The organism is Actinomyces sp. ph3, assembly GCF_000308055.1.
GTDB lineage: Bacteria > Actinomycetota > Actinomycetes > Actinomycetales > Actinomycetaceae > Pauljensenia.
Genome location: NZ_CAGY01000002.1, coordinates 190,183 through 217,157, shown reverse-complemented (window position 1 = coordinate 217,157; position 26,975 = coordinate 190,183). Strand labels below are relative to the sequence as shown.

General features: G+C 58.9%; 25 protein-coding genes. 16 read left to right on the top strand and 9 right to left on the bottom strand.

Going from position 1 to position 26,975, the window contains the following annotated elements; genetic code table 11:
• Window positions 1-36: 36 nt before the first annotated feature.
• Window positions 37-795, bottom strand: a complete 759-nt coding sequence (locus tag HGAS_RS04490; RefSeq protein WP_019126673.1) for a GntR family transcriptional regulator — start codon at window positions 793-795, stop codon at window positions 37-39.
• Window positions 796-972: 177 nt separating this feature from the next.
• A complete protein-coding gene (locus HGAS_RS04485; RefSeq protein ID WP_019126672.1) occupies window positions 973-1,329 on the bottom strand; it encodes a pilus assembly protein N-terminal domain-containing protein in 357 nt (118 codons plus the stop codon).
• 212 nt (window positions 1,330-1,541) lie between these two features.
• Here HGAS_RS04485 and HGAS_RS04475 point away from each other — a divergent pair, with 212 nt between their 5' ends.
• The 3 genes from HGAS_RS04475 to ndk all read left to right on the top strand — a co-directional run bounded on the left by HGAS_RS04475 (window position 1,542) and on the right by ndk (window position 3,887).
• A complete protein-coding gene (locus tag HGAS_RS04475) occupies window positions 1,542-2,342 on the top strand; it encodes an NADPH-dependent oxidoreductase (RefSeq protein ID WP_019126670.1) in 801 nt (266 codons plus the stop codon).
• Window positions 2,343-2,451: 109 nt separating this feature from the next.
• Window positions 2,452-3,117 (top strand): hypothetical protein, encoded by a 666-nt coding sequence (locus HGAS_RS04470; RefSeq protein ID WP_019126669.1) that lies wholly within the window; start codon window positions 2,452-2,454, stop codon window positions 3,115-3,117.
• A 299-nt stretch (window positions 3,118-3,416) separates the two neighbouring features.
• Entirely contained in the window at window positions 3,417-3,887 is a 471-nt protein-coding gene (gene ndk, locus HGAS_RS04465; RefSeq protein WP_019126668.1) for a nucleoside-diphosphate kinase, read from the top strand.
• Between the two features lie 72 nt (window positions 3,888-3,959).
• On the opposite strand, the gene mobA is transcribed toward ndk, so the two are convergent.
• From mobA to HGAS_RS04445, 4 genes are read right to left on the bottom strand one after another with little or no spacing between them, the layout of a single operon-like run.
• Window positions 3,960-4,586, bottom strand: a complete 627-nt coding sequence (gene mobA, locus HGAS_RS04460; protein ID WP_026066637.1) for a molybdenum cofactor guanylyltransferase — start codon at window positions 4,584-4,586, stop codon at window positions 3,960-3,962.
• The gene (moaC, locus tag HGAS_RS04455) at window positions 4,565-5,050 is read right to left on the bottom strand and encodes a cyclic pyranopterin monophosphate synthase MoaC (protein ID WP_019126666.1); all 486 of its coding nucleotides are present in this window, start codon (window positions 5,048-5,050) and stop codon (window positions 4,565-4,567) included. Before moaC ends, mobA begins: the two co-directional genes overlap by 22 nt.
• A gap of 47 nt (window positions 5,051-5,097) precedes the next feature.
• Complete coding sequence (gene glp / locus HGAS_RS04450; protein ID WP_019126665.1) at window positions 5,098-6,348, bottom strand: gephyrin-like molybdotransferase Glp; 1,251 nt, start codon at window positions 6,346-6,348, stop codon at window positions 5,098-5,100.
• 49 nt (window positions 6,349-6,397) lie between these two features.
• Window positions 6,398-7,135 (bottom strand): HesA/MoeB/ThiF family protein, encoded by a 738-nt coding sequence (locus HGAS_RS04445; RefSeq protein ID WP_019126664.1) that lies wholly within the window; start codon window positions 7,133-7,135, stop codon window positions 6,398-6,400.
• Between the two features lie 61 nt (window positions 7,136-7,196).
• Here HGAS_RS04445 and HGAS_RS04440 point away from each other — a divergent pair, with 61 nt between their 5' ends.
• Window positions 7,197-7,622 (top strand): molybdenum cofactor biosynthesis protein MoaE, encoded by a 426-nt coding sequence (locus tag HGAS_RS04440; RefSeq protein WP_019126663.1) that lies wholly within the window; start codon window positions 7,197-7,199, stop codon window positions 7,620-7,622.
• 97 nt (window positions 7,623-7,719) lie between these two features.
• Here the strand turns inward: HGAS_RS04440 and HGAS_RS04435 are convergent, their stop codons facing one another.
• Genes HGAS_RS04435 through HGAS_RS04425 form a run of 3 tightly spaced genes read right to left on the bottom strand, consistent with a single transcriptional unit; the run spans window position 7,720 to window position 9,615 of the window.
• Window positions 7,720-8,022, bottom strand: coding sequence for a MoaD/ThiS family protein (locus HGAS_RS04435; RefSeq protein ID WP_009408050.1), 303 nt, complete (start codon window positions 8,020-8,022; stop codon window positions 7,720-7,722).
• A gap of 8 nt (window positions 8,023-8,030) precedes the next feature.
• Entirely contained in the window at window positions 8,031-9,041 is a 1,011-nt protein-coding gene (gene moaA / locus HGAS_RS04430; RefSeq protein ID WP_019126662.1) for a GTP 3',8-cyclase MoaA, read from the bottom strand.
• Window positions 9,042-9,045: 4 nt separating this feature from the next.
• On the bottom strand, window positions 9,046-9,615 hold the full coding sequence (locus HGAS_RS04425) for a MogA/MoaB family molybdenum cofactor biosynthesis protein (protein WP_019126661.1): 570 nt from the start codon (window positions 9,613-9,615) through the stop codon (window positions 9,046-9,048).
• Between the two features lie 164 nt (window positions 9,616-9,779).
• Here HGAS_RS04425 and HGAS_RS08480 point away from each other — a divergent pair, with 164 nt between their 5' ends.
• From HGAS_RS08480 to HGAS_RS04365, 12 genes are all read left to right on the top strand, one after another.
• Window positions 9,780-11,153 (top strand): MFS transporter, encoded by a 1,374-nt coding sequence (locus tag HGAS_RS08480; protein ID WP_019126660.1) that lies wholly within the window; start codon window positions 9,780-9,782, stop codon window positions 11,151-11,153.
• 68 nt (window positions 11,154-11,221) lie between these two features.
• Window positions 11,222-14,992 carry a nitrate reductase subunit alpha gene (locus HGAS_RS04415; protein ID WP_019126659.1) on the top strand — a complete coding sequence of 1,257 codons (3,771 nt, stop codon included), beginning with the start codon at window positions 11,222-11,224 and terminating at the stop codon, window positions 14,990-14,992.
• A complete protein-coding gene (narH, locus tag HGAS_RS04410; RefSeq protein WP_019126658.1) occupies window positions 14,992-16,542 on the top strand; it encodes a nitrate reductase subunit beta in 1,551 nt (516 codons plus the stop codon). Before HGAS_RS04415 ends, narH begins: the two co-directional genes overlap by 1 nt.
• Window positions 16,539-17,228, top strand: a complete 690-nt coding sequence (narJ, locus tag HGAS_RS04405) for a nitrate reductase molybdenum cofactor assembly chaperone (RefSeq protein WP_019126657.1) — start codon at window positions 16,539-16,541, stop codon at window positions 17,226-17,228. The genes narH and narJ overlap by 4 nt, the downstream gene beginning before the upstream one ends.
• A 5-nt stretch (window positions 17,229-17,233) precedes the next feature.
• Window positions 17,234-18,010 carry a respiratory nitrate reductase subunit gamma gene (gene narI, locus HGAS_RS04400; RefSeq protein ID WP_019126656.1) on the top strand — a complete coding sequence of 259 codons (777 nt, stop codon included), beginning with the start codon at window positions 17,234-17,236 and terminating at the stop codon, window positions 18,008-18,010.
• Between the two features lie 321 nt (window positions 18,011-18,331).
• Window positions 18,332-19,069, top strand: a complete 738-nt coding sequence (locus tag HGAS_RS04395; RefSeq protein WP_019126655.1) for a helix-turn-helix transcriptional regulator — start codon at window positions 18,332-18,334, stop codon at window positions 19,067-19,069.
• A gap of 90 nt (window positions 19,070-19,159) precedes the next feature.
• Window positions 19,160-19,576, top strand: a complete 417-nt coding sequence (locus HGAS_RS04390) for a TOBE domain-containing protein (protein WP_019126654.1) — start codon at window positions 19,160-19,162, stop codon at window positions 19,574-19,576.
• Complete coding sequence (modA, locus tag HGAS_RS04385; RefSeq protein ID WP_019126653.1) at window positions 19,573-20,397, top strand: molybdate ABC transporter substrate-binding protein; 825 nt, start codon at window positions 19,573-19,575, stop codon at window positions 20,395-20,397. Before HGAS_RS04390 ends, modA begins: the two co-directional genes overlap by 4 nt.
• Before the next feature lie 40 nt (window positions 20,398-20,437).
• Window positions 20,438-22,117: an ABC transporter permease gene (locus HGAS_RS04380; protein ID WP_019126652.1), complete on the top strand. Its 1,680-nt coding sequence runs from the start codon at window positions 20,438-20,440 to the stop codon at window positions 22,115-22,117.
• A 2-nt stretch (window positions 22,118-22,119) separates the two neighbouring features.
• Entirely contained in the window at window positions 22,120-22,749 is a 630-nt protein-coding gene (locus HGAS_RS04375; protein ID WP_019126651.1) for a hypothetical protein, read from the top strand.
• Window positions 22,750-23,159: 410 nt separating this feature from the next.
• Entirely contained in the window at window positions 23,160-24,908 is a 1,749-nt protein-coding gene (locus tag HGAS_RS04370; RefSeq protein WP_026066633.1) for an ABC transporter ATP-binding protein, read from the top strand.
• A 142-nt stretch (window positions 24,909-25,050) separates the two neighbouring features.
• Window positions 25,051-26,955 carry an ABC transporter ATP-binding protein gene (locus HGAS_RS04365; RefSeq protein WP_026066632.1) on the top strand — a complete coding sequence of 635 codons (1,905 nt, stop codon included), beginning with the start codon at window positions 25,051-25,053 and terminating at the stop codon, window positions 26,953-26,955.
• The last annotated feature ends 20 nt before the right edge of the window (window positions 26,956-26,975 follow it).

Genomic DNA, 26,975 nt, shown 5'->3' with positions numbered 1-26,975 from the left:
CAGTGTGGCCCCGGGACTTTTGTATGAGCGCGAAGGCTAGAACTTACCTCTGGTGGATGCTGATTCATTGAGAGTAAGCGGTTCTGCGTGGCCCCTGACCTGGTCGATGGTCAAGGTTGCTTGCACCCGAGTTGAGTAGGTGACTTCGCTTTCCTCAATGCATGCCCCGTTGTGGTCGTAGGTAGAGCCCGTGAGGTGAAGAAGGCAACGGGTACCCGCCGGTTCGCCAAGGATCGTTCGGGTTTCTTGGTCGATGCTTTGGGCGCGCAGTGAGACAACAGAGAACTTTGGAGAGCTCTTATAGATGTCACGTAGAACGTGATAGATGGACAGATCTGTGAAGTCGATATCTTGGATACCGGGCAGCAGATCGATTGGAATGAACGACAGATCAAGGCTAACGGGGAATACGCCCGTGTTGCTTTCGATCAAGCGAAGTCGCTTGAGCCGTAGGAATGGGCGATTTTGCCGGGTGACTACGCCGTGCTCAATGACACGAGCACGTGCCTGGTCACTGCTTCCCTGAAGGCGGTCTGTCAGTGAACCGAAACCCCACAGAATCCTCTTGTCATTCTGCGCAGTAACAAAAGTCCCCTTGCCTTGGTATGAGCGTAAGTGGCCTTCGTGGGTCAGAACCTGCAGAGCGCGGCGTACAGTACCGCGCGTGACGGAGAAGCGCTCGCACAGAATACTTTCGGACGGAAGTCTGGAACCGGGTGGAAGATCGCCATCCAGAATCTGACGCCGGATCGCTTGAGCGATCTGCTCGTATACCGGAGGAGAAATACTGGTCACCTGTTGCTCCTTTGCACATTGCTGACAGGCGCCCATGTTAGGTGACTCACACTCTAAAGGTCAATAGACGTTCTCCGCATCTCCGTACAGATTGTTGCGAAATCGATGGAAATGACAAAAATCCCGGGGAATAGGTATGCCCTATTCCCCGGGAGAAAGTGTGAATTGACGTGAGACTCAGTTGCTGCCTTCAACGACCTCAAGCGGGATCGTGTATTCGGTGCCGCTGGCATCGGTGACCTTCAGAGTGGTTTCACCGGGCTTCTTGGGGTGGACGCGGAGGTTCTTTGAGCCCTTGACCTGCTCGGCGACCTCGGTGTCAGCGACCTCAACCTTGGCCTTAGACGCATCACCGTTGAGCTTGAACTCAAGGTCGCGCTTCTCGGGAAGAGTGACGCCCGTCTGAGTCACCGTTGCGGGATCCTTAGTGATGATCTTTTCGTTGGTTGCTGACTGGGGACCGCTGGAGCAAGCAGCGAGGCCGGTTGCTGCCATGACAGCAATGCACATTGTTGCAATGAGAGATTTACGCATGCCTCTCAGTCTAGCCATCCTTGAAAAAGCGTCCATCTCAGACTCCATATTTCGGAAGTCTGCACCGAAACTGCGACCAAATTGTGATGAAGCATTGCAGCCAAAGAACCGGGGTGAGGACAATCGGAGGTTGACGCAAAAGTGGGATGCACTGGCGAAAAATAGCCGAAAAACGGACAATAAGAGCAAGCGTCGCCACCAAAGGAGCAAAAATGCAGGCCGATGACTACCGCAAGGTCCCCGAAGTTGGAGTGACCAATCCAACGATTGATGTGCTGCGTGCGCACCGCACAATTCGTAAGTTTGAGGACTCTCCGCTGAGCGCGCAGGATCGCGATGCACTGATTGATGTTGCGCGTCGCGCCCCCACCTCGTCATTCCGTCAGCAGTTCTCGATCATTCACGTGACCGATGTAGCCTTGCGCGATCAGCTTGCCGAGGTTGCACAGCAGCCCTACGTGGGCACCTCCAAGGGCGATCTTTTTATGTTCGTCGTTGACCTGTACCGCAATGCGCGTATCCGTGAAGAAGCAGGCCTAGATATCGCTCCCTTGCAGCGGACCAACCTCTTCCTTGCTGCAATGGAGGACGCGGTCCTTGCTGCACACAACATGGAAGTTGCCGCCGAATCGATGGGCTTGGGCACGGTCTACCTCGGTTCTCTTCTGAGAGGACCCCAGCGCACAATCGAGCTCTTGAAGCTTCCGCGCATGACCTTCCCAATTCTGGGCCTCTTGGTTGGCCGCCCGCTTCAAGATCCCCCGTACCGGCCTCGTCTGCCCAAGCACCTTGCTGTTTCCGAGAACACCTACCCGGTGGTCGAAGGTTCGTACCTCGAGGAGCTTGCCGAGTACGACGAAGATGTGCGCGCGTACTACGAACTGCGTAAGGCTGGACTGGGAGCGACCAATGCCTTCACTCAGCAGATTAGCGAGCAAATGGGCCTGCCAAATACCTTCGACACCGCGCCCGTCCTTGAGGTTTTGCACTCTCAGGGGTTGTGCCTGAACTGATTGAGAATTGCCGAGGCCGGGCGTGCCCTTGGGTCTTTCCCGGCCTCGGTAATTTTTGTTTTTATGTCTAAGCGGATACGCCTGCTGAAGGGGCACTAGAGGAGGAAGAATGAGCACGCAGATTACAAAAGAATTGGGATTCTCAACCTACGTTTTTGTCGAAAGACTGGGAAAGAATGCCGCAATTCTTCATCCTTTCCCCGAATACAATATTTCTCTTGTCGCGCAGGCGCTTGAAGAGGCGGGGCTCCCCATCAAAATCATGGGCGAGCATGCCCCCGAACGCGGAGAAGGAATCTACTTCCAAGAGGATGCTTTCCCGGATGAATTCTTGGGGATTCTTGCTGATGCCTTGAGTGTCCGAGGCATTGGTGCCTATGCATATTGCCTCGTCGATGGCTCAATGGGGGACTTGGACCTTCATCTTTTCACGCGTGTCGGTGAGAGTTTCCCGCGTGCTGGCAAGAAGGTTGTGCTGATGCGCCTCTACCTTGGGCGTTCAAGCGAGGGGCCTGCCGCAACGACCTGGATTTTTGGTTCCCCATCCGATCTGCAAGAAGTCAACCGTCTTCTGGGAGAAAAGTACGATACTCAGCCAGTTTCCGACCCTGCCGGATTCGCGGCGATCGAAATTCAGCACCCTGAGTTTTCCGCGGGATTGCTGGAACCATCGCAGATTATGGATGATATTTTCCAAACTCTTGGTCGTCATGGTTATGAAGGCCCAGCATTTGTGGAAGATCATTTTTCTCAGCAAAATGACGCGAATTTATAAGTGGATGTAGACGCTCTGGTAGCGAAGTTGACACTTCGCAAAATTCGTTCAGAAAAGTCCCAGTAAACGCGCGTTTTTCTTGCAGTAAGACTTCATAAACTATCTACATCAGACAACGAGCGACGAAAGTTGCTCGTATCTCTCCGGAAGACTTTCTGGGAAGACTGCTCTGTGTTGATGGGATAACGAAAAAGGACTGACCATGGCGGTCAGTCCTTTTTCGTTTGTCATGTAGGGCTATGACTTTCGGTCCTTCCCCAGTTATGCTGAAGCATCCTCACTCAAGCAAAGGAGATTTTGTGAGCGCCGATTCCGTTCTGATTACACGTCAGCACCTGTTGGATCCCTCTTTGGAACACACTCTCATCCTCGTTAAGCCAGACGGTTATGCCCGCGGTTTGACCGGTGAGATCCTGCGCCGCATTGAAGCGAAGGGCTACATCATCAAGGGCCTGAAGATCATGGTTGCCTCGCGCGAAATCCTCGCAGAGCACTACCGTGACCACGCGGGTAAGCCTTTCTTTGAAGGGCTTCTTGATTTCATGAGTGCGGGTCCGCTGGTTGCCATCATTGTTGAAGGCCAGCGCGTCATCGAAGGTATGCGCACCATGATGGGCTCCACCGATCCGACAACCGCTCCCGCGGGCACCATCCGCGGCGACTTGGGTCGCGCATGGGACACCCCGAACATGGAGAACATCATCCACGGTTCGGATTGCGCAGAGTCTGCCCTTCGTGAGATTCAGATTTGGTTCCCTGAAATCGACTGATTTGGAATAGAGAGGCCCATTGAGGCCCAAAGAGGGCTAGGGAGTACGCGCTTCCTAGCCCTCTTAGATTTGCTAGCAATAATCTCCGTTTTCGGCCAGCTGTGCGCGGGCAAGATCGCTTGGAGTATCGATATCTGCGACCCATGATTCTGGGACCTCAACATCGATCGTGTTGAGTTCTTCCAGTAGCGCACGCATCGAACGATTTACCCACTGGGACACCGAGAACTTGCGGAGCGCATCCAGAGAAAAAACACCGATCAAGTTTTGCCGGTGTCCCGCCGCGCAGGCAAGTACGCCATCTACGCGACGTCCCTGAGCAATCGACTCTTCCACGGCCTCGAGAAGGAGGGGGAAAGTCAGGGTCGCCAAGGGGGCGTCAACGGGAACAAGGCCAATCCAGCGAGACTCTGTGTCCTCGGGGAGAACTTTAAGAAGTGCCTGAACGCCTGCAATAAACCCGGCGGCAGGGCCAGAGCGCGGAGGTTCCTCCATGACGCGGATAACGTCGCGTGGAACTGTGACGGTCTCAGGCACCACGCATACGTGAGGAATCCCGGGCTCAGAGGCGAGTGCCCACTCAAGCGCACGTCGGCCTCGGACCACGAGGTCGGGCTTTGACGCCCCTCCCAGCCGCTGGCCAGTCCCCCCGCCGAGGATTACTAATCCGCTGAGTGCTAGGCGTTGGGACGAGTCCATGTTCCGCTCCGACCGCCGCTTTTCTCTTCGACATAGCACTCACGAATCGCAACCAACTTATCGATGCCCTTCACCATGTCGATGATGGTCAGCGCAGCGACGGTTACGGCGGTCAGAGCCTCCATCTCGATGCCCGTTCGATCTGCGGTTCGAACGGTCGAACGGATCTCCACTCCGTCTTCGGCCAATGATAGATCGACCGCGCAGTAATGAACGGCGATCGGGTGTGCCAGGGGGAGTAACTCGGGAGTGCGCTTCGAGGCCTGAATTCCCGCAATTCGTGCGACTGCAAGAGCGTCGCCCTTGGGGACCGAATCATCGCGGAGGGCCGCCATGATTTTTGGTGAGCATTCGACGAAGCCGCGTGCTCGCGCCTGACGTACGGTCGGTGTTTTCGCCGTGATATCAACCATGTGTGCCTCACCGCGCTCGGTGAGGTGAGTGAATGGACTGGTTTCGCTCATGTCTAGCCTTTCGGCGCTCGTTTGACGGGAAAAGAATGGGAAAGTGATCAGACTCGAACCGCAGTCAGGATCGACCAGGGTTCAACCGAAGTGACATCTTCGGGGACGATCGCCAGCGCGTTCACCGAGTGCAAAGAGGCAACAAGGTGAGAACGCGAACCCAACCTGTGTGTCGGAACCACAATCGGAGTCTGTTCTGGGCCATCGGGTTCAGAAAGAATGACCGGTACAAACTGGCGCTTACCTTCGGGCGAAATCCAGCCGTTCGGTGTGGTGACGACAATGGGACGCAGCAGTTCGCGCCCGTTGAGACCGGTAAATTCGGCCAGAACTGGGCGAACAAACATGTGGAAGGAAACGAAGACCGATACCGGGTTGCCCGGCAGAGTCGCCAAGTAGACATCGCGACCGTCACTTGCCTGAAGGACGCCAAATCCCTGCGGCTTCCCGGGCTGCATGGCGACGCGAACGAAGTCCACTCCCTTGCCCAAGCCAACTTCCTTGACGACGTCGTAGGCTCCGGCGCTGACGCCTCCCGAAGTGATGATGAGATCAGCGACATCACCTGCCTGGCGCAAAACTTCAGCAAAGTGAGCAGGATCGTCGTTGGAGCGGAAAATTCCCGTCACCTGGGCACCCGCGCGGCGAGCCAGCGCAGCAATCATCACGGAGTTTGAATCAGGAATCTGAGCGCCCTGGAGCTCTTCGCCCGGTGCGCGCAGTTCATCACCCGTTGAGACGATGGCGATGCGGGGGCTGGGGTAGACCCTTACGCTTGCGTAACCAACCGATACTGCCGAGGCGATGGCTGCGGGTGTAAGAACGTCGCCGGCATGCAGAATGACGTCTCCGGGAGTGCAGTCCTCGCCCTGACGGCGCACGTGAGCGCCGACCTTTGCGGGGGCGTAGATGCTGATGCTTTCGGGGAGGGGGTGGGGACCGGGTTCCTCGGAGGTATCTTCCACGGGCACGATGGTGTTTGCGCCCTCGGGAATGCGAGCACCCGTCATGATGCGCCATGCGGTCCCCGGTTCAAGAACGTGGGACTCGTTATCTCCTGCGGCGATGTCGCCAGCGACTGCGATGGTGACAGGGTGCTCAGGGGAGGCCTCGAGATCGTGATCGAGGTGAAGTGCATAGCCATCCATTCCCGAATTCGAGAAGGGAGGGACTGCGAAGCGCGCGACAAGATCATCGACCAGGACGTGATCAAGTGCCTGATCAATGGGCAGTTCGACGGGGGAGAGGGGGTGTACACGCCCCAAGATGGAGTTCAAATAGTCTTCAAGAAGTTGCATCGTAGTCTCCTTCGCGCGGTCCGCATGGGGCCATGGCTCAGTTTATGGCTTATTCGATCGGTTCGGGGGTGGCTTCGGCGGGAGTTACCGAGGGAACTTTCGCCGGGGTGGATCGAGGTCGGAATGGAACAACGTTCCAGCGGCCTGCGGCGGTGTCAACAATGAGCAAGCGCCCGATTAAGGGGTCACCAACTCCGGTGACCCACTTCAAGCATTCTGTGGCAAGCACAGATCCGCCCTGCCCACAGACAGCACCCAGAACACCGACGGTTTTTGAACTCATCGTTTCGACGGTGGGGGGTTCGGGATAGACATCGCGAAGAGTCAGGCCATCGGTGAAAAGTGAGGCCTGGAAGGACATCGACACCAAAGTGCCCCACATGTGCGGGCGTCCAACGCGCGCACAGGTATCTGAAATTGCGTACTTTGCGGTGAAATTGTCGGTCGCATCGACAACGAAGTCGTAGGCCGCAACGGTCTCATCACTTAGGCCATCAATAATCTTCGGTTCGATGTTGACTTGGATGTCAGGGTTGAGAGCAAGGACAGTCATCTTGGCAGATTCGGCCTTATTCATTCCTAATCGTGCGACGCCGTGAATGACTTGTCGCTGGAGGTTAGATTCCTCCAGATTGTCCGGGTCAGAGATGCCGATCGTTCCAATCCCCGCTGCCGCCAGATAGGCCAAGACGGGCGATCCCAGGCCACCGGCGCCGACAACAAGGACCTTCGCAGCGCGGATCTTTTCGATGCCGCTCTCACCGATTCCGGGGATACGAGCGGTCATTATGTCTCGCTGCGCTACCATGTCTGTGTCCCTTCACGACCATTTAAATAAGGGGAGTCCCGTGATTATTGATACCGATATTGTCTCTGTTCCAACGGAGATGTGCTCGGGGGAAGTACCCCTTATTCCAGCTCATTCCGGTGCGCGCGTCGTCTTTGAAGGTGTTGTTCGCGATCACGACGGTGGCGAAGGCGTTCACTACTTGGAATACTCTGCTCATCCCGCAGCTGCCAAGTTCCTTCGCGCAAGTGTCGAGAAATCACTTGAGGCACTGGGAAATCCTGAGGTTGATGGTATCTACGTCCGTCATCGTGTGGGGCACCTAGAAATTGGTGATGTCGCACTTCTTGTTGTCGTCGATAGTGCCCACCGCAAGGAAGCCTTCGCGCTGTGCGGTCAGATTGTCGACGACATTAAAGCCAGCGTACCGATCTGGAAAGATCAGTATTTCAGCGATGGTCACAACGAGTGGAGCAATACTCCGTGACCCAAATGTTCCTCCTCAATGCCAAAGACACGAGGTTAAGGAACTAAGCGGAAATAACAAATCGGGCTGAGCGTGTTGCTCAGCCCGATTGCGCGTCTCAGCCGCCGGCAAAAGGCGGAAGGACGTCAAGACGAATCCCGCTGCGATCGGCCACGGAGACCACGGCCTCGTCGCTCAGGGATGAGGCGCCCAAGGCTTGGGCAAGAGTTGCCTGAGCGTCAACAAGTTCTTCGTTCACCAGGAAGGACGAGGCCGCCAGGAGATCGTCGATATCGCGATCAGTCGAGCGACGAACAAGGTCGACGACTGTCTCGTTTGAGTCGTCCGCAACCTCGATCACTGCGCTCTCTGTGCCTACTGCAGCGCTCGCGGCAGCGAAATAACGGATCGTGATCCTCATGGGGACTTTCAACCTCCAATTTTCGACATGGAATAGGACTGGGGGACCGGAGCAAGAAGCTGGTGACCAGCGGGTTTAGCCCACATGGCATCCTTCCATAGCTCGGCTAATTCTTCATCGCTTGCACCCGCGCGCATGGGAGTGTGCAGGTCGACACTGTCGACGCTGAACAGACAGGAATAGATCTTTCCATCCGCGCTCAGGCGGGTTCGGGTGCACGAGGCGCAGAAGGGAGACGTCATCGAGGCAATCACACCGATGATGCCTCCCGGATGGGTGTCGCTGGGAGCAACTGACCAACGACGCGCAGGTTCCGAGGCTGCGGTAATGACATCGGTCAGCTCGAAGGATTCGCGAAGAACCCGCTGGATGTCATGCGCCGTTGGGCGGGAAGAGAAGGAGGCAGCCAAGGGGCCGATCGGCATAAATTCGATGGCGCGCCACTGATAGCCGCGCTCTAAGGCGAAGGTCACCAAGGCAGGGATTTCCGCCAGAGACTGCTGATCAACGACGACAGTATTGAGTTTGACGGTTCCGGGAAGCGCGGATGCATCGACCGCATCAAGGCCTCGTAGGACATCGCTTGAGCGTTTGCGGCGTGAAAGCTCGGCAAAGCGGATCGGATCCAAACTGTCGATGGACACATTGAGACGTTGAAGACCAGCGTCTACCAGGGAATCGATGACTCGATCAAGGCCAATGCCATTCGTCGTCAAGGCCAAGTCGGGCTCAACCCCGGCGTCTTCGAAGCCCTCGCGAACGGCCTCGACAATCTGGGGAAGATCGGGGCGCAACAGGGGTTCGCCGCCGGTGATACGCGCTTGGGTGACGCCAAGAGTCGCAGCGATTTTTGCCAGGCGACGGAATTCTTCCGGACGCAAGAGGTCGCTGCGCTTCAGCCAGTCCGTCACCTTTTCGGGCAGGCAGTACACGCAGCGAAGATTGCATCGATCGGTGACCGAGATCCGCAGATCTGTAGCCGTTCGACCGAAGGTGTCCAGAAGAAGAGGTTCGTACATCAAATTAGTCAGTAACCAAGTCGAGCTGTTCAAGAACGTGGGGGACCAGGGGGCCGATCACGCTGATCGTGTCCTTCACGCCTCCGCGTGAACCCGGAGCGTTCACGATGAAGCACGGAGTTTCGCCCTGGCGGCTGACACCGACTAGGCCACGAGACAGTGAAGCAAGAGGTGTGTTGACCAAGCCGACCTGCGCGATTTGCATGGCGATTGCGTCCATGCGTGCGTCCAGAAGGGGAGCGGTGGCTTCGGGAGTAAGGTCGCGATCCGTAACGCCGGTTCCTCCGGTGGTCACGATGACGCGCGCGCCCTGAGCCATTGCATCGAGAATCGCGTTTCGCACAGAAGCGATGCCATCGGGGACAACATGAACCTGATCGACAATAACGCCCCAATCGGCCAAAAGAGCAGCAGCTAGAGGTCCTGATTTATCTTCAGTTTCTCCGCGGAAGCAACGATCTGAAGCGGTAATTACCGCACCTGCGACAGTTCCTTCCATTTTCTGCAAACCCTTCTGCTGAATCTTCGCATGGGGGTCGGGACGTACCGGCTGAGCGTCAGAGCTATTACGCAAAACAAACCTCCCGAAATAGGTCCTTAAATGGCGTTTTTACAGTTGACAGGAATCGACGTTCTTGCAAGCGTTTTCGCGTAATTTCACGCAATTCTCAATTAGAACGAGTTGTCCCTTATATATTAGCGACAAGTATGCGTTTAGGTAGGAAAGGGAGAGTGTCAATGACTACCTCACATGCTGAATCGTCGGCCGCACCCGCGGAAAAGCGAGCCAGTAAATATGTCCTTCAGGATTGGGAGCCGAACAACCCCGAAAAGTGGGACTCGAAGCTCGCGTGGCGCACGCTGTGGATCACGACCTACTCGCTGATCCTGGCCTTCTGCGTGTGGTTCCTGCCCAGCACGATCGCGCCCAAGCTGACGCTTCTCGGCTTCAACCTGGATAAGTCTCAGCTCTACTGGCTGACCGCCCTTCCGGGTCTGGCCGCCGGCATCCTGCGCCTCATCTACATGTTCCTGCCCCCGCTCATCGGCACACGCAAGCTCGTGGGCATCACCTCCCTGCTGTGCATCATTCCGATGCTCGGCTGGTTCTTCGCGGTCCAGGACAACACGACCCCCTACTGGGTCCTGCTGACCCTGGCCTTCATGTGTGGAATCGGCGGCGGCTCGTTCTCCGGCTACATGCCCTCGACCGGCTACTTCTTCCCCAAGCGCCTCGCCGGCACGGCGCTCGGCCTGCAGGGTGGCATCGGTAACCTCGGCATGTCCGTCATCCAGCTGGTCGGCCCCATCCTCATGGGCTTCAGCCTCTTCGGTATGACCTGGCTTGCCCCGCAGCGGCAGGTATCCGGCGACCACGCCGGTGAGAACATCTGGGTCTACAACGCAGCGATCTTCTTCGTTCCGTGGTGCCTCGTCGCTGCGATCCTCGCCTTCATCTGGCTGCGCGACGTTCCCGTCAAGGCCAACATCAAGCAGCAGCTGGACATCTTCTCCAACCCCAACACCTGGTACATGACCATCCTCTACGTCATGACCTTCGGCCTGTTCTCCGGCTTCTCCGCCGTCTTCGCTCTCCTCATCAACAACCAGTTCGGCCGCGAGTCCTCCCTCGGCCTGCCGGTCCTGGGCGCGACCTTCGCCTTCCTCGGCCCCCTCATCGGCTCGATCATCCGCATGTCCTGGGGCATCTTCTGCGATCGCATGGGCGGCGCCATCTGGACCTTCATCTCCGGCGTCGGCATGGCCATTACGCTGGCCGGTATCGCCTGGGTCCTGTACAACCCCACGGGTTGGACCGACTTCTACATCTTCATGGCGCTCATGCTCACCATGTTCCTGTTCTCCGGCTTCGGTAACGCCGGTACCTTCAAGCAGATGCCGATGATCATGCCGGCCCGCCAGGCTGGCGGCGCCATCGGCTTCACCTCCGCCATCGCATCCCTCGGCCCCTTCCTCGTCGGCGTCGCCCTCTCCGCGGTCGGCACCGGTGGCGCATGGGCCTTCTTCCTGGGCTGCGCCATCTTCTGCGCCCTGTGCTCGGTCCTGTGCTGGATCATGTACGCGCGCAAGAACGCCCCGTTCCCCGGCTGATCCACCCGGCACTGCGTGGTGCCGACGGACCTGCCACTGCCTCGTCAATCGACTCTTAGGAGCACCCCATGACGAATCTCGAATCCGATATGACCTTCCCGACCTACGGCGGCGAGGTCAAGCCTGCGACCGGCGCAACCCTGTTTGCGCTCGGCTCGTGGCTGCGTCGCGGCAAGGCGTCCGCCGACGCGCGCCAGCTCTTCCTCGAGGGCGGCCGCGACGGCGACTCCTTCTACCGCGACCGCTGGAGCTACGACAAGATCGTGCGCTCCACCCATGGCGTGAACTGCACGGGCTCCTGCTCGTGGAAGATCTTCGTCAAGGACGGCGTCATCACCTGGGAAACCCAGCAGACTGACTACCCGTCGACCGGCGCGGACATGCCCGAGTACGAGCCCCGCGGCTGCCCGCGTGGCGCGGCGTTCTCGTGGTACGAGTACTCGCCGACCCGTATCAAGTACCCCTACGTGCGCGGCGTCCTGCTCGACATGTTCCGCGAGGCCAAGAAGCGCCTCGGGGATCCCGTCGACGCGTGGGCCGCGGTCGTCGAGGACCCGGAGAAGGCTCGCGCCTACAAGTCGCAGCGTGGCCGCGGCGGCATGGTCCGCGTGTCGTGGGAAGAGGCGATGGAGATCGTCGCCGCCGCCTACGTGCACACGATCAAGCAGTACGGCCCCGACCGCATCGCCGGCTTCTCGGTTATCCCCGCCATGTCGATGATCTCCTACGGTGCGGGCGCCCGCTTCCACGAGCTCATCGGCGCGACCATGCTGTCCTTCTACGACTGGTACGCGGACCTGCCCCCGGCCTCGCCGCAGGTCTTCGGCGACCAGACCGACGTGCCCGAGGCCGGCGACTGGTTCAACTCGCAGTACCTCATCATGTGGGGCTCGAACCTGCCGCTGACCCGTACCCCCGACGCCCACTTCATGGCCGAGGCCCGCTACCACGGCCAGAAGGTCATCGTCGTGTCCCCGGACTTCGCGGACAACACGAAGTTCGCGGACGACTGGTTGCGCGTCCAGCCCGGCACGGACGGCGCCCTGGCGCAGGCGATGGGCCACGTCATCCTCAAGGAATTCCACGTCGGCAAGCGCGAGCCCATGTTCCTCGATTACATGAAGCGCTACACCGACTCCCCGTTCCTGGTGGAGATTAACGAGGTCGGCGAGGGTGCCCACGAGGGCGTCGCCCCGACGACCCTGGTCCCCGGCAAGTTCCTGACGGCCGCCAAGATGCCCGCAGGCACGACCGAGCGCACCGAGAACAACCAGTTCCGTCCCCTCGTCATCGAGGCCGACGGCACGGTCAAGGACCCGGGCGGCACGCTCGCCGATCGCTTCGGTGAGGAGGGCGCCGGCCACTGGAACCTCAACCTGGATGGCGTCGAGCCCGTCATGTCCATCATGGACACGGACGAGTGGGAAGCCGTCGAGATTGCCCTGCCGCGCTTCGACCTGCCCGCGGCCCCCGGCCAGGCCTCGGTCGGCGGTGGCTACGTGAAGCGTGGCGTGCCCGCGCGCCGCGTCAACGGTCGCCTCGTGACGACCGTGTTCGACATCCTGCTCGCCCAGTACGCCGTCGAGCGTGAGGGTCTGCCGGGTGAGTGGCCCACCGACTACATGGACGCCTCCACGCCGGGCACCCCTGCGTGGCAGGAGGAGTTCACGTCGGTTCCCGCCGCCGCAGCCATCAAGATCGGCCGCGAGTTCGCGCAGAACGCGGTTGAGACGCAGGGCCGTTCCATGATCCTCATGGGCGCCGGCACGAACCACTACTACCACTCCGACGAGATGTACCGTACGTTCCTGGCGCTCACGGAAATGTGTGGCACCCAGGGCCGCAACGGCGGCGGCTGGGCCCACTACGTGGGTCAGGAGAAGGTCCGCCCGATCATGGGTTGGGGCTCCTTCACCTTCGCCCTGGACTGGGCGCGCCCGCCGCGCCAGATGATCTCCACCGGCTGGTACTACATGACCACGGACCAGTGGCGCTACGACGGTGCTGCGGCCTCGGCCATGGGAAACCCGATCAAGTCCTCGAACCTGGACGGCAAGCAGCTGGTCGACACCCTCGTCGAGTCGGTTCAGCGCGGCTGGATGCCCTGCTACCCGACGTTCTCCAAGGGCTCGACCCAGCTGGGCCGCGAGGCCGCCGAGGCCGGCATGGCCCCCGCGGAATACGTGTCCCAGGAGCTGCGCGAGGGTCGCCTCCAGTTCGCGATCGAGGACCCGGACGCCCATCACAACGTCCCGAAGATCCTCGCGAACTGGCGTACGAACCTGCTCGGCTCGTCCGCGAAGGGCACCGAGTTCTTCCTGCGTCACATGCTGGGTACCGGCAACGAGGTCAACGCCGAGGAGCTGGAAGAGGGCAACCGTCCCGCGTCCGTCAACTGGCGTGAGGCTCACCCCGGCAAGCTCGACCTCATGTGGGTCGCGGACTTCCGTAACACCTCGACGACGCTGCACTCCGACGTGGTGCTGCCCGCCGCCACGTGGTACGAGAAGCACGACCTGTCCTCCACGGACATGCACCCCTTTATGCACTGCTTCGACGAGGCCGTGAACCCGCCGTGGGAGGCACGCACTGACTTCGAGGTGTTCCAGACCCTGGCTCGCCTCGTCGGCCGCATGGCCCCCGGCCACCTGGACACCCAGACGGACGTCGTCGCGGTTCCGCTGGGGCACGACTCCCCGGACGCCATGACCATGGCGGATGGCGTCGTTCCCGAGCAGACGTGGACGCCCGGCAAGACCATGCCGAAGCTGGTTGCGATCGAGCGCGACTACACGCAGGTCGGCTACAAGTACGACCGCATCGGACCGCTCGTGCCCAAGGCTGGCCTGGCCTCCAAGGGTGTGGCGTACAACATGCAGGAGGCGTACGAGCAGCTCGGCGACCTCAACGGCCGCGCCCCCATGGACGGCAACGCCGGCGAGGGCATGCCGCTGTGCGACACCGCCATCAAGGCGGCGAACATGGCGCTGCGCTTCTCGGGCACCACGAACGGCTCGCTGGCCGTTCAGGGCTTCCGCACGCTGGAAAAGCGCGTCGGCAACGAGATGGCGTTCCTGGCCGAAGGTGACGAAGAAAAGAAGATCACCTACCAGGACACCGTCCTGCAACCGCGCAGCGTCATCACCAGCCCCGAGTGGTCGGGCTCCGAGCACGGCGGACGCCGCTACAGCGCCTTCGTGCAGAACGTCGAGTGCCGCAAGCCGTGGCACACGCTCACGGGTCGCCCGCAGTTCTACATCGACCACGACTGGATGATGGACATGGGCGAGTCCCTGCCGATCTTCCGTCCCCCGCTCGACCTGGCGCACATCTACGGTGAGCGCCCCGTCGGCGACCATCGTCCCGGTCAGCCGGGTCAGGCCGAGGTCGCGGTGCGCTACCTGACGGTCCACAACAAGTGGGCCATCCACTCCCAGTACTACGACAACCCGTACATGCTGACGCTGGGTCGTGGTGGCCAGACGGTGTGGATGAGCCCGCAGGACGCCGAGAAGATCGGCGTGCGCGACAACGAGTGGATCGAGGCGAGGAACCGTAACGGCACCGTGTCGGCTCGCGCCGTTGTCTCCCACCGCATCCCGGAGGGCACGGTGTTCATGCACCACGCCCAGGATCGCCAGATCAACACCCCGCTGAACGAGGAGTCCGGCAAGCGCGGCGGTACGCACAACTCGCTGACCCGAATCTTCATTAAGCCGAGCCACCTGGCCGGCGGATACGCGCAGTTCGCCTACGCGTTCAACTACTACGGTCCCACCGGCAATAACCGCGACGAGGTCACGGTTATCCGCCGCCGCTCCCAGGAGGTGCAGTTCTGATGAAGGTCATGGCTCAGATCGCGATGGTGATGAACCTCGACAAGTGCATTGGCTGCCACACCTGTTCGGTCACCTGTAAGCAGGTGTGGACGAACCGCGAGGGCACCGAGTACATCTGGTTCAACAGCGTCGAAACCCGTCCCGGCGTGGGCTACCCCCGCGGCTGGGAGGACCAGAAGAAGTGGAAGGGTGGCTGGAAGCGCACCGCCACGGGCCGCCTCGTTCCCCGTCAGGGCGGACGCGTCGCCTCGCTCGCGAAGATCTTCGCGAACCCGACGCAGCCGACCATGAAGGACTACTACGAGCCGTGGACGTACGAGTACGACATGCTGCTCCAGGCGCCCGCGAACTCCCGCGCGATCCCGACGGCCCGCGCGAAGTCCAAGATCACGGGCGAGCACATCGACAAGCCCGAGTGGGGCCCGAACTGGGACGATGACCTCGGTGGCTCCATGGAGACCCTGGATCAGGACCCCGTCCTGCACCAGATGAACCTCCAGGTCGCCAAGACCATCGAAGACGCGTACATGTTCTACCTGCCTCGCATCTGCGAGCACTGCCTGAACCCGACCTGTGTGTCGGCGTGCCCCTCGGGCGCGATGTACAAGCGCTCCGAGGATGGCATCGTCCTGGTCGACCAGGATCAGTGCCGCGGCTGGCGCATGTGCGTGTCCGCTTGCCCCTACAAGAAGGTCTACTTCAACCACAACACGGGCAAGGCCGAGAAGTGCACGCTGTGCTACCCGCGCCTCGAGGTCGGCCAGCCGACCATCTGCTCGGAGACCTGCGTGGGTCGCCTGCGCTACATGGGCGTGCTGCTCTACGACGCGGACCGCGTCACCTGGGCCGCCTCCCAGGAGGACGAGCGCGACCTGTACCGCGCCCAGCGCGAGATCCTGCTCGACCCGAACGACCCGCAGGTGGTCGCCCAGGCTCAGGCCAACGGCGTTCCCCACTCGTGGATCACGGCCGCCCAGCAGTCCCCGATCTGGAAGCTCATCACCGAGTACGAGGTCGCCCTGCCGCTGCACCCCGAGTTCCGTACCCTGCCGATGGTCTGGTACGTGCCGCCGCTGTCCCCGGTCGTCGACCAGGTGACCGCGACCGGTAGCGACGGCGAGGACCACAAGGTCCTGCTGTCCGCCATCTCGCAGATGCGTATCCCGCTGGAGTACCTGGCCGGCCTGTTCACGGCCGGAGACACGGCTCCCGTGGAGCTGGCGCTGCGTCGCCTCGCCGCGATGCGCTCCTACATGCGCGACGTGTTCGTCGACAACCCGACGAACGAGGAGATCCCGGCCTCCGTGGGCATGACCCCGGAGAAGGTCAAGGAGATGTACCGACTGCTGTCTATCGCCAAGTACGATGACCGCTTCGTCATCCCGACCGCCCACCCCGAGATGCCGCGCGGCATCAAGGAGCTCGAGGGCTGCCCGGTGTCCTACGATGTCGAGGCCTTCCACGGTCTGGCCCCCGCCACGTCGAACCGCCCGATGGGTGGCTCGTCGCCGGAGGGACGCCAGATGCTCCCCCTTGAGGTAATTCGATGAGTACTTTCGTCGGCATTCCGCGTATTCCTACGGCCGCTCCGGAAACGGAGATGGATCCGCAGGACGCGCGCGGCGTGCGGATGGCGGTCTCGGTCCTCCTGGACTACCCGGGGGATGACTTCGAGACCAAGCTGGACGCGGTTGAGGAGGCTCTGGCGGACCTGCCGGAGCCGGCCTCGGCGTCCCTGGCCACGTTCGTGAGCTACGCTCGCGCCGCTGGCCTGCGCGCCATGCAGACCACCTACGTGGAGACGTTCGACCAGCGCCGACGCTGCGCGCTCGGCCTGACGTACTACACGCACGGCGACACCCGCGGACGCGGCCAGGCCATCCTGGCCTTCAAGGAGATCCTGCGCCGCGCCGGTTTCGAGATGGAACGCGAGGAGCTGCCCGATCACCTGCCGGTGGTCCTGGAGTTCGCGGCCTTCGACGAGACCGGCACGGCCGAGGGCCTGCTGCGCTCCAACCGCGAGGGCATCGAGGTGATCCGCACGGCGCTGCGCGCCGCGGACTCCCCGTACGCGCCGCTGCTGGATGCGCTGGTCGCGACGCTGCCCGAGCCGGACGAAAAGACCATTGCGGGCTTCCGTAAGCTCATTAGCCAGGGGCCGCCCACCGAACTGGTGGGCGTGGGCGATCTGTCCGCGACGCCCTTCCCGACTTCCGATTCAACGATGGGACGGTAACGTTCATGGAATCCGCACTTTTGCATGCCGCGTCTGCAGCCGAGACGCAGTCGCTGTCCTTCCTGGACATTGCCCTGTGGGTGGTCCTGCCCTACGTGTCCTTCGCGATCCTCATCGTGGGCCTCGCGTGGCGCTACAAGACCGACCAGTACGGGTGGACCTCTCGTTCCTCGCAGTGGAATGAGCCGACCATCCTGCGCTGGGCGTCGCCGCTGTTCCACTTCGGCGTCCTCTTCGTGTTCATGGGCCATATCCTCGGCCTCGTGATCCCGAAGACGTGGACCGAGGCGGCTGGCGTGCCTCAGCACGTCTACCACCTGATGGCGACGATCCCCGGTACGATCGCTGGAATCATGACGATCGTCGGCCTCGCGCTGCTGATCTACCGCCGCCTGGTGGTCAAGTCGGTGCGCGTGGCGACGACCCGCATGGACATCGTCACCTACGTGATGCTGGCGATCCCGGTGCTCCTGGGCGGGGCTGCGACCCTGCTCAACCAGGTGCTCGGCGGTCACGAGGGCTACGACTACCGCGAGACGATCTCCGTCTGGTTCCGGTCGATCTTCTACCTGCACCCGCAGGCGCACCTGATGGTCGACGTGCCCCTCAGCTTCAAGCTGCACATCATCGCTGGTCTGCTGCTCTTCTGCATCTGGCCGTTCACCCGCCTCGTGCACGCGGTGAGCGCGCCGGTCGGCTACGTGGCGCGTCCCCCGGTGATCTACCGGTCGCGCGACGAGCGCCGCACGCACGAGATGACGCGCGGCGGTATGTCGGACTGATCGATGGCCGTGCCCGCCGCGGCCCCTCGCTCCCAGGCGAGGCCCTGGCGCGGTCAACGGTCGAGCCGGGGGCGAGCGCATGCTCGCCCCGGCTCTTTATCGTGGTTCCCGCGTTCTCACCTGTATGAATACACCGATAGACCCCGCGTAATGCGACCGACTGTTGGTATTGGGCGTGCGGGTGCCTGATCTGTGGTGATGTGATCTGGGGCCTGTATGTGCTGACCTGCGCATACAGGCCCCAGTATTTGAAACGAATGACGGCTAGTTGTTGTCTGTGCACTAGAATGTCAACCAAGTCCCTCAAGACAAGGAGTAGCTGTGACTAACGGCGAGGTGAAAGCCGGTCCGATTGGTATCGAATACATGATCACCCAGTTGGCGACCGCATCCCCGGCGCAGCGTAAGGTTCTGCACACCCTTACCGATATTGGTCGCGAAGCAACCGTTGTTGAAATCGCAGATCGTTTGGGAATCCATAAGAACTCGGTTCGTGAGACTCTTGTTCCTTTGGTCGAACAGGGCTTAGTTGTGCGTCGAACTCACAATCCCGAAGGGCGAGGCCGCCCCGCGATGTACTATGAGATCGCGGTCATCGGGGATGCAGCGCGTCTTCAACGTCAGTCTTCGGAACTTCTTCTTGCCGCGGCCTCGGCAATGGCTCAAACTTCGGATGGCGGCGAACAGCTCGCTGACATCATGGGGCGGAATTGGGGGCAACAGTACGTTGATCTCATCCGCTCTTCCGGTGCGCTTGATGCCGCCCATGACGATGAGGAAGCCCTACTTTCGCTTCTTCGAGTTTTCCTTTCAACGCGCGGTTTCCGTGCGTTAAATGCAGAAGATGGTGGTCTGTCCATCCAATCCTGCCCCTACCTCAATATCGGCAACGATAAGATCCAAAGCATTGTGTGCAAGATGCATGGTGCTGCTATTCGTCAGATCGTTGAAGAGCTCAGTGATGGTGGTATGAGCATGACTCTGGTGCCCTTCGGCAATAGCTGCGGCTGCCAGGTTTTCTTTGAGGATATCCCGGTGCGAAAGGCCTCGGGCGAATAATTCATTCGACGCTGTTCCGCGTCTACGGAGAAATTTGTCTATTTTTGTCGATTAATTACAAAAAACGGCAAAATCCGTTAAAATTAATTCATGCCTCATTACAAAGTTTCGACTATTGCAATTCTGCTTGGCGTGAGTGATGACACCGTTCGTCGCTGGCTTGATGACGGGCTCGTCACCCGTGTAGATAGCGGTGAGAACTCGGGGCCGCTTCGTATCGATGGCGCATCGGTAGCGGCTTTGATTAACAGTCAACCCGATGTGCATCAGCTTGCTCTTGGGCAGGGTACTCAGTCTGTTCGTAACCACCTCCAAGGTCTGGTTATTGCCGTTCACTCTGATCCGGTGATGAGCCAGGTTGATCTGCAGTGCGGACCCTACCGTGTCGTTTCCTTGGTTTCGACCGAGAGCGTCCGCGAGCTGGGAATCGAAGTGGGTTCCATCGCTATGGCACAAATTAAGGCAACAAACGTCTCTCTTCAGGTACCAAATGGAGGAAACCTGTGAAGCACTACAAGGGAATCGTCGCGGTAGCCGCGGCTAGCCTTCTTGCACTTACCGCTTGCTCAGGCGGAAACAGCGCATCTGCAGATAAGTCTGCAAGCGCCTCGGCATCTGCTTCGACAGAAGCCGCAGCACCGGTTGAACTCAACGTTTTCGCGGCTGCCTCGCTGAACAAGGCATTCCCCGAGATCGCTGATACGGTCCTCAAAGAAAGCGATCCGAACATCAAGGTGACCTTCAACTTCCAGGGCTCATCCACCCTGGTTGACCAGATGAAGGAAGGCGCACCCGCCGATGTTTTTGCTTCTGCAGACCAGAAGAACATGACTAAGGCAAGCGATGCGAAGCTTGTGGATACGCCGACGCCCTTCGCATCTAATGTCCTGACACTGATTGTCCCCAAGGGAAATCCTGCCAAGATCACCGGACTTGATTCCTCTCTTGACGGCAAGAAGCTCGTTGTCTGTGCGCAGGGCGTCCCCTGTGGCAATGCGACCAAGCAATTGGCCGATAAGCTTGGCGTCACCCTTAGCCCCGTCTCTGAGGAGCAGAAGGTGACGGATGTGCGCGCCAAGGTTGAGAGCGGCGAAGCCGATGCCGGCCTGGTCTACGCAACCGACGCAAAGGCTGCTGGCGATAAGGTCGAGGTCGTTGAAATCGCCCGCGCGAATGAGGTCGTGAACTCGTACCCCATCGCTCTGACCGTTTCCACAAAGAACAAGGAAGCCGGACAGAAGTTCATTGACGCTGTTCTTTCCGAAAAGGGACAGGCAGTGCTGAAGAAGTATGGCTTCTCCGCACCGACTTCCGCGGATAAGGGCTGAAATCGTCTTCGACTACGCACTGTAGTTTCGGAATAATCTCATGACGAACAAGCACAGGCATGCGGGGATCCCGCGTTGGATCGCACTCCCTGCATCCTGTGCTGTTCTATTTCTTCTTGTTCCGTTCATCGCGCTTCTCATACGCATTGATTGGGTTCAATTTCCCCATCTATTCACTCAAGCGCTGGCTTCCCAGGCCCTTGCGCTTTCGCTTCGCACCTGCCTAGCCTCGACCCTTGCCTGCATTATCGTCGGGCTTCCTTTAGCGCTGGTGTGCGCCCGAGCCCGCGATACATGGTGGTCGCGAGTTTTGCGCTCCATGGTCACCTTGCCCATGGTTCTTCCTCCGGTCGTTGCGGGCTTGGCGCTCTTGATCACCTGGGGTCGCCGAGGCCTGATCGGTGCTTACTTGCAAATCTTCGGCATCAATATTGCTTTCACGACGGTCGCGGTCATTATGGCGCAGACCTTCGTATCCCTTCCTTTCTTTGTCTCTTCACTTGAAGGTGCATTGCGTACTCGCGGTTTCAATGAGGAACGCGTTGCGAGTGGGCTGGGAGCCTCGCCTTCTCGGACGCTGTGGTCTGTCACCCTGCCGTTGATGATCCCAGCTCTGGTGTCTTCGACGGCCTTGGCCTTCTCGCGAGCCCTGGGAGAGTTCGGCGCAACCATTACATTTGCGGGTTCCCTTGCCGGAGTAACCCGTACTCTTCCTTTGGAAATCTACCTTCAGCGCGAAGAATCAACCGATATGGCCCTGATGCTGTCTGTCATCTTGGTCTTTGTCGCACTTGTCTTGGTTGGCGGTGCTTCGGCCTTTTCGCAGTGGTGGTATTCGCGCCTTCTGAGCGGGGGGCAAGCTTCTTCGCTTTCTCCCGATGCTTCCGCCGACGAGGCGAAAGTTCCCGCGGCCTCGCACTTGGCTACGGAGCCCAGCCACGGCCTCGGGAATGAGAAGGCAGACGCGCAGGCTCAGCTTCCGCGCGTCCCTGCCCCCGGCGTGCGGATTGCTGGAACGCTTCCCGAGAGGCACATCGACGTTGACCTTACCTGCCAAGGCGGTGTCGTCACGGCCTTGATGGGACATAACGGCGCGGGAAAGAGCACTCTCTTATCGGTGCTTTCTGGTGCCCTCGATGCGCCGCAGATGGCCTGCACCTGGGAGTGGCCAGATGGTGTCTCAGGTCGTCGGCCAAAGATTGCAACCTTAGAGCAGAAGCCCGTTTTGTTCCCCCACATGAGCCTGCTTGCCAATGTTGCCTTCCCATTACGTTGCGCTGGCGTTTCCTCTGCCGAGGCCGAGTCCCGCGCACAGGAGGCCCTGGCCTCTGTGGGGTTGGCGCCTTTTGCGCAGCGTCGTCCGGCGCAGGTGTCTGGTGGGCAAGCGCAGAGGACCGCTTTGGCTCGTGCGCTGGTTGTTGCCCCCGATGTCTTGTTGCTCGATGAACCGATGGCGGCGCTCGATGTCGAGGCCGCACGTGGCCTGCGTGAGTTGATTGCGCAACGATTCCTTGGGCGAACTGTCATCATGGTGACACACCAGATTGAGGATGCTGCGGCACTCGATGCGCATATCATCGTCTTGAAGGGTGGCCGCCTGCTTCGCGAAGGGCCGTGGCGAGAGTTGATCAACCAGTCGATGTCGCGTGCGGATGAGAGCGATTCGGCGCTGTTGGCAATGGGGCTGAGTGCATTAGAGAGGGCGCTCGGACAGGAGTAAAGGTGAAAACGCTGTCGCTTCGTTCAATGAGCCGGCGCGCTTCGGTCCACCTGTGGGTTTTCATTATCGCTGTGATCGCGGGGCCACTCTTCTACCTGGAGTCTCCAAAATTATGGTCTTTCGCTTTGCTGAGCTGGGCTCTGGTGTGCGCGACGCCCATTGTTGTTGCGATCGTGTTGATTCCGGTGATTAAACGCTGTGCACAGGGAAGTGTGCAAGATGCGGTGAGGTTTCGGCGTCGCTTGTCTCCACGGATGTCCAAGGTGTTATGTGTTGCGCTGGTAACCATTGACTGCGGTCTTATTGGAATGGGGTCCGTCTTATCCGCTCAGGTGGTGGCAGATGCGGTGTCGGGGAGTGAGGAACTGAGCGTGCGTTGCCTGGCGCATAGAGAAGAGACCTCAACCGTTATGCGAAAGAGAGGCTCAAAGGTTCGCATATTCATCACCTATGTCACCTTGCTGAAGGAGACGGGCGAAGAGATCAATGTGAAGTTCACTGACGGTACGAACTACACGAATACTCATGCATATAGACAGCTTCGAAAGCACTGCGCCTACGAGGATGAATTTACAGTTTCGATGTATCCCCGAACACGTGTGATCACAAGCGTCACTGAGGTCCGCGGATAGGTCTTTGTTGGTCTTCGTGCGGCTACAAAAACACTGTGGGGCCGGCAAAGCCGGCCCCACGTGCATCCCATCAACACAATATGCGTTCTAAACAGCGTCCCTCAACAGGTAAAAGGAGACGGGGCCTTGCGACCCCCGATGTCTGATACTGAAAATCTACGGGCGTAATCTGTACTTGATGTGGGTTAAAGCTATGAATCAGCTATGAAACCTTGTGCTTGTGCAGCGTTAGATTTCGCCCATCGCGTCATTGCCTAGGTGGTATCGCCGCCGTTAGGAAAGGCGGCTAACATGGGGAGATCTACATCAAATGATTAATCCGCCTACCCCGGCCGCAAAGATGCATTCTTTTGAAGGTCTACGGGTAGGTTCCTATTACACGCAGTAACTTTTCGGGGGTCCAGCGCTAGATGTCGACTGTTCGTACTTTGTTGAGAAGCGTGCGTGAGTATCGTCGCGCTTCGCTTCTGACACCGCTGTTTGTTACGGGAGAAGTCATTCTTGAGTGTTTCCTCCCCTTGCTTATGGCGTCCTTGGTCGATCACCTTCAGGGTGGTGCGCTCACTCCAGTTGTCCGCCTTGGCGTTTTTATGCTGGTCATGGCGATGTTCTCCCTCCTCTTCGGCATCCTCGCCGCCCGCTTCGGTGCGACCGCAGCAGCGGGGTTGGCAAAGCACCTGCGTCAAGACCTCTTCTTCAAGGTTCAGGACTTCTCTTTCGGAGACGTCGATCGTTTCTCGACATCCTCCCTGGTTACCCGCATGACAACGGACGTGACCAACGTCCAAAACGCCTATGGCATGGTTATTCGCGTTGCCGTCCGCGTCCCGCTCATGGTCGTCTTCTCGATCGTCATGACAATTCGCATCAACTGGCACATGTCCCTGATTTTTCTCATCATGCTGCCGTTCCTAGCGGCAATCATGTTCGGGATCATCATCTTCATTTTCCCGGTATTCCGGCGAATCTTTAAGAAGTACGATGCTCTGAATAACTCGGTCCAAGAGAACATCGCAGGTATCCGAGTTGTGAAGTCCTTCGTCAACGAAGAGTATGAAAAGACTCGTTTCGCCAAGCGCTCAGAGGAAGTACGAGCAGACTTCACCTTCGCGGAGAAGATCATGGCTCTCAATACCCCCGTCATGATGTTCTTCATCTTTGGTGCGATCATGCTGGTTGACTTCATTGGTGCGCAGATGATTGTGGCGTCAGGCGGCAGTGAATTGACCACCGGTCAACTATCAGCACTGATCACCTACGGTATTCAGATCCTCACGGCCATGATGATGTTGGCCTTTATTTTCGTTATGGTGACGATCGCTGCAGAGTCCGCACACCGTATTGCCGAGGTGCTTCAGTACGAATCTCCATTGACATCCCCCGAATATGGAATCCGTGAAGTACCCACCGGTGATATCACCTTTGAAGGCGTGACCTTTAAGTACCGCGAAGACTCTGAACGCCCCGCGCTTGAAAACATCACTTTGGATATCCCCGCAGGCTCGACGCTGGGCGTCGTCGGTGGAACTGGTTCGGGAAAGACCAGCTTGATCCAGTTGATTCCACGACTGTATGACGTGACGGAAGGTAAGGTCACCGTTGGTGGGATCGATGTGCGCGACTACCGACTCGAACCCCTGCGTGATGCAGTGTCCGTTGTTCTTCAGAAGAACATTCTTTTCTCTGGAACGATCAAGGAAAACCTCCGTTGGGGTAACCCTGATGCAACCGATGAAGAAATCATCCGAGCCTGCGAGCTTTCACAGGCCGACGAATTTGTCCGTCAGTTCCCCGATGGCTATGACACCATGATCGAAAGGGGCGGGTCGAACCTTTCGGGTGGCCAAAAGCAGCGTCTGTGCATCGCACGCGCCTTGCTGAAGAAGCCCAAGATCTTGATCCTTGATGACTCAACTAGTGCGGTTGATACACGAACCGATTCGCTGATTCGTCAGGCTTTCGAAACGGAAATCCCGGATACGACAACAATCATCGTTGCGCAGCGCATTTCTTCAGTCCAGCATGCCGATCAAATCATCGTTTTGGATGACGGGCGTATCAAGGAGCACGGCACTCACCAGGAACTCCTTGATTTGGGTGGCGAGTACCGCGAACTTTACGACACTCAAAACAGTACAAATGAAAGCGAGGTGGCCTGAAATGTCGGTTGAACGCTACGAAGAAGAACAAGCAGATCAGATTGCCACTCACGCTTCCGCATCGGTAGAGGTGCTTCCGCAGGATCAAGCTGAGAAAGCACGCGAGGAAAGCCAAAAACAAAAAGAAGGCGCGGCCTCGGGAATGAAAGACCCCAACAAGCTTGATGGAGTGCCGCGTCCTTTTGGAAGGCTGATGGCCTATCTGTGGGCGAACTATAAGATCCACTTAAGTGTTGTCGGCATCTGCATTGTGATTTCTGGTATCGCATCTGCGGTTGGCGCGATCTTCCTCCAGCAGATCGTTGATACCGTGATTATTCCCGGTATGAGCCAGGGGCTCCCTGCCGTGATGTCGCAGCTAGTGCGACTGGTTGTGATCATGGGCATTATCTTTGGCTCGGGTATTGTGTGCGCTTTCATCTACACGCGTCTGATGGCAATCGTCACTCAGGGCACGCTCAAGAAGATGCGTGATGACATGTTCGATCGCATGGAGACGCTTCCGCTGAAGTTCTTCGATACGCACCCTCACGGTGCGGTCATGTCGACCTACACGAACGATACTGACGCGATTCGCCAGCTTATTGGCCAATCGATCCCGACCCTGATCCAGTCCGTACTCACGATCCTCGCGTTGACAATCACCATGCTCAGTTACTCGCTGTGGCTCACTCTTCTCGTCGCGGCGTCGACTGTCGCGATGTTTGGCGTGACAAAGAAAATGGGCGGCGGTTCAGCGAAGTTCATGGTTGCGCAGCAGCGCTCGCTGGCTGAAGAAGAGGGCTACATCGAAGAGATGATGGATGGCCAGAAGGTCATTAAAGTCTTCAATCACGAAGATGCTGTTAAGCATGATTTCCTGAGCTACAACCACCAACTGTTCAACGATTCAGAACGTGCGAACCAATACGGCAACATGCTCATGCCAACCCTGGGCAATATCGGGAATATCCTTTATGTTGCCGTTGCCCTGGTCGGCGGCATCATGGTTGAGCTCCAGACTCCGAATTTCGGCTTCGCGGGTATGGGCGCAATCACCGTTGGCGTCGTTGTTTCCTTCCTGGGGATGGTCCGTAACTTTACACAGACGCTGGGACAGGCTTCGATGCAGGTCCCGATGATCGCCCTGGGTCTTGCGGGTGCTTCCCGAGTCTTTGCCTTGATGGAGCAAGAGAGTGAAGAAGACGAGGGCTACGTGACCCTGGTCCGCGCGCGGGTCGATGAAAATGGCGATGTCCATCCCACTGAAGAACGCACGGGTGTATGGGCATGGCGTCATCCGCACAGCGACGGAACGGTCACCTACACGCGTCTACGCGGTGAGCTGGTCATGGAAGACGTCGACTTCTCCTACGACGGGAAAAAGACGATTCTTCACGATATCTCGCTGTGGGCAGAGCCTGGGCAGAAGATCGCTTTCGTCGGTGCAACGGGCGCCGGCAAGACGACTATCACTAACCTGATCAATCGTTTCTACGATATCGATGACGGCAAGATCCGCTTTGACGGCATCAACATCAGGAAGATCCACAAGTCTGATCTGCGTCGCTCGCTGGGCGTCGTGCTTCAGGATGTGAAGCTCTTTACCGGTACCGTCATGGATAACATCCGCTTTGGGCGACTGGATGCGACCGATGAGGAATGCATCGCGGCAGCAAAGCTTGCGAATGCTCATTCCTTCATTGAGCGCCTTCCCGATGGCTACCAGACCGAGCTCAGCGGCAATGGCTCAAACCTCTCGCAGGGTCAGGCACAGTTGCTGTCGATTGCGCGTGCAGCGGTTGCCGATCCGCCGGCAATGATCTTGGACGAGGCGACCTCATCGATTGATACGCGTACCGAGTCGCTGGTCCAGGCGGGTATGGATAACCTCATGGAAGGCCGTACGGTCTTCGTCATTGCGCACCGATTGTCAACAGTCCGTAACTCCGACGCCATTATGGTTCTGGACCACGGCCGTATTATTGAACGTGGAAGCCACGACGAACTGATTGCTCAAAAAGGCGTGTACTACCAGCTGTACACCGGTGCTTTCGAGCTCGAGTAATCGGATGGTTCCCCTGCAAC

Coding starts and splice junctions, on each gene's coding strand:
- narI (WP_019126656.1), top strand. CDS start 17,234: ATGGAATCCGCACTTTTGCATGCCGCGTCTGCAGCCGAGACGCAGTCG.
- moaC (WP_019126666.1), bottom strand. CDS start 5,050: ATGAGCGAAACCAGTCCATTCACTCACCTCACCGAGCGCGGTGAGGCA.
- narH (WP_019126658.1), top strand. CDS start 14,992: ATGAAGGTCATGGCTCAGATCGCGATGGTGATGAACCTCGACAAGTGC.
- HGAS_RS04390 (WP_019126654.1), top strand. CDS start 19,160: ATGCCTCATTACAAAGTTTCGACTATTGCAATTCTGCTTGGCGTGAGT.
- narJ (WP_019126657.1), top strand. CDS start 16,539: ATGAGTACTTTCGTCGGCATTCCGCGTATTCCTACGGCCGCTCCGGAA.
- HGAS_RS04475 (WP_019126670.1), top strand. CDS start 1,542: ATGCAGGCCGATGACTACCGCAAGGTCCCCGAAGTTGGAGTGACCAAT.
- HGAS_RS04370 (WP_026066633.1), top strand. CDS start 23,160: ATGTCGACTGTTCGTACTTTGTTGAGAAGCGTGCGTGAGTATCGTCGC.
- mobA (WP_026066637.1), bottom strand. CDS start 4,586: ATGGACTCGTCCCAACGCCTAGCACTCAGCGGATTAGTAATCCTCGGC.
- HGAS_RS04445 (WP_019126664.1), bottom strand. CDS start 7,135: ATGACCGCTCGTATCCCCGGAATCGGTGAGAGCGGCATCGAAAAGATC.
- HGAS_RS04415 (WP_019126659.1), top strand. CDS start 11,222: ATGACGAATCTCGAATCCGATATGACCTTCCCGACCTACGGCGGCGAG.
- HGAS_RS04435 (WP_009408050.1), bottom strand. CDS start 8,022: ATGAGGATCACGATCCGTTATTTCGCTGCCGCGAGCGCTGCAGTAGGC.
- moaA (WP_019126662.1), bottom strand. CDS start 9,041: ATGTACGAACCTCTTCTTCTGGACACCTTCGGTCGAACGGCTACAGAT.
- HGAS_RS08480 (WP_019126660.1), top strand. CDS start 9,780: ATGACTACCTCACATGCTGAATCGTCGGCCGCACCCGCGGAAAAGCGA.
- HGAS_RS04485 (WP_019126672.1), bottom strand. CDS start 1,329: ATGCGTAAATCTCTCATTGCAACAATGTGCATTGCTGTCATGGCAGCA.
- glp (WP_019126665.1), bottom strand. CDS start 6,348: ATGCAACTTCTTGAAGACTATTTGAACTCCATCTTGGGGCGTGTACAC.
- HGAS_RS04380 (WP_019126652.1), top strand. CDS start 20,438: ATGACGAACAAGCACAGGCATGCGGGGATCCCGCGTTGGATCGCACTC.
- HGAS_RS04470 (WP_019126669.1), top strand. CDS start 2,452: ATGAGCACGCAGATTACAAAAGAATTGGGATTCTCAACCTACGTTTTT.
- HGAS_RS04365 (WP_026066632.1), top strand. CDS start 25,051: ATGAAAGACCCCAACAAGCTTGATGGAGTGCCGCGTCCTTTTGGAAGG.